This is a genomic window from uncultured Aggregatibacter sp., from assembly GCF_901873365.1.
In the GTDB taxonomy this organism is placed as follows: domain Bacteria; phylum Pseudomonadota; class Gammaproteobacteria; order Enterobacterales; family Pasteurellaceae; genus Aggregatibacter.
The window spans coordinates 1-1778 of the sequence record NZ_CABFLM010000127.1 but is presented as its reverse complement, the minus strand read 5'-3'; the positions used below and the strand labels follow the sequence as shown (position 1 = coordinate 1778).

The following is a 1778-nucleotide window of genomic DNA, read 5'->3' as shown; positions in this document are numbered from 1 at the left end:
GTTAAACAGTCTAAAATTTGATATAGTTATACTTGTCTACCAAGACAAAACTATTTAATTTTTAACATCATCAGGAGAATACTATGCCAACACCAGCATTTATTTCCATTGAAGGTAGTAATCAAGGAAAAATCACGGCAGGTGCATTTACCGAAGATTCCGTCGGTAATGTTTATGTTGAAGGTCATGAAGATGAGATCATGGCACAAGCAATTAGCCATATTGTTACAGTGCCAACAGATCCTCAATCAGGCCAGCCAGCCGGTCAACGCGTTCATAAAGCCTTTAAATTTACTTGCTCTTTAAATAAAGCAGTACCTTTAATGTACAATGCGCTAGCTTCCGGCGAAATGTTGCCAAAAGTTGAAGTGACTTGGTTCCGTACCTCTATTGATGGTCGTCAAGAAAAATTCTTCTCAACTGTACTAGAAGATGCCGTGATCGTTGATATGAATTTAGTCATGCCAAATGCACAAGATCCAAGCAACGCACCATATACTCAATTATTAGAAGTCAGTTTGAGTTATCGTAAAATTAATTGGGATCACACTATCTCGGGAACATCCGGATCTGATGACTGGCGTAGACCACAAGTTTAATTTTATAATCTTGATAAAAAGCTAAATAGAAGAACTATTTAGCTTTTTCTGTCAATAATGGCTATATAAAAAGAGGAAATATCATTGGTATTTTCTCTTTTAAGCAAATGAATGATAGCGGCCTAATCCCAAAGATAAGTGCCAACTTCGACTTTGCCTTTCCCTTCTTTCAGTTTTTTTCTCATCACTTTTCGCTAACTGGAAACGTTTTAACATTTGACCGCTCTTTATGGCGTCAGGGACGATTCGGATAATCTCAACATAAAGGTTTTCTATATCGCGTTATCACCCCTTGATGGCAATCGTCTCCTAACGCATGTCCAAAAAATACAAAAAGAGCGGTTGATTTTTCAGCTGTTTGATGAAAAATCTCTCGCTCTTTAAATTTCTCAAGTTTCCTAATAGTTAGCTTTATCCAGTTGCTATCGCCTGTAGGTTTAGCATTTTCAGGGCAGGCAATAAGGTTAAGTTTTTCGTTATTATACAGATCCACTTTAAAACGTTTTTTTACTCCATTTTCAATAAAATAATTCTTTATTGCTTCTTTTTCAGTATTTTTATTTGGGAAAAATGTGCCAGATATACTACTACCAGAATCTATAACTAATTTTTTTTCTTTTTATAAATTTCCTCTGGAATACCATCACGCCTTAATTCAATTGGATTTGAACAAAAATTATACCAAATAGACGAGCCTGGAATCGGTTCTAGTGGTAAACACGATAAAAGGGAGCTTCCCCTAGAATTATTATAAAACGTTTCATACTCTCTCTCCCAAAGTCATTCTACAAAGCCATATTAGACCTTTAACATCATTTTCATCTGCATAATATTCATGATTAGTAAACCGTAGCGTGCAACTTGTTGCACGAAATCGGGAACACCCGAAAGGATTAAATAACGTTCCGTGCATGATTTGGTCGTGCATCAAGATGCACGCTACGCACTAATATGGATAATAACATTTTTTATATTTAAATTTCCCTTAATGGTGCGCGTCTCCTGACGCGTGTCCAGAAATACAAAAAGAGCGGTCGATTTTTTAGCTGTCTTATGAAAAATCATTGCCAAATTAATTTGGATAGCAAGAAGTTAGGATGTAATCATTCTTAGAATTCTTTATGTGGAATTGACCTTTTTTCCCATTGCCAATATAAAAAGGTTCCTTAGGATTTATTT

The 1778-nt window shown here is 35.6% G+C and carries 2 protein-coding genes; one reads left to right on the top strand and one right to left on the bottom strand.

Translation table 11 applies throughout. The annotated features are described in order from the left end of the window. Window positions 1-83 precede the first annotated feature (83 nt). Window positions 84-599: an Hcp family type VI secretion system effector gene (locus QZ106_RS10225; RefSeq protein WP_295976705.1), complete on the top strand. Its 516-nt coding sequence runs from the start codon at window positions 84-86 to the stop codon at window positions 597-599. A gap of 256 nt (window positions 600-855) precedes the next feature. Here the strand turns inward: QZ106_RS10225 and QZ106_RS10220 are convergent, their stop codons facing one another. After that, on the bottom strand, window positions 856-1092 hold the full coding sequence (locus QZ106_RS10220; RefSeq protein WP_295976704.1) for a hypothetical protein: 237 nt from the start codon (window positions 1090-1092) through the stop codon (window positions 856-858). Window positions 1093-1778 lie beyond the last annotated feature (686 nt).

Coding starts and splice junctions, on each gene's coding strand:
- QZ106_RS10225 (WP_295976705.1), top strand. CDS start 84: ATGCCAACACCAGCATTTATTTCCATTGAAGGTAGTAATCAAGGAAAA.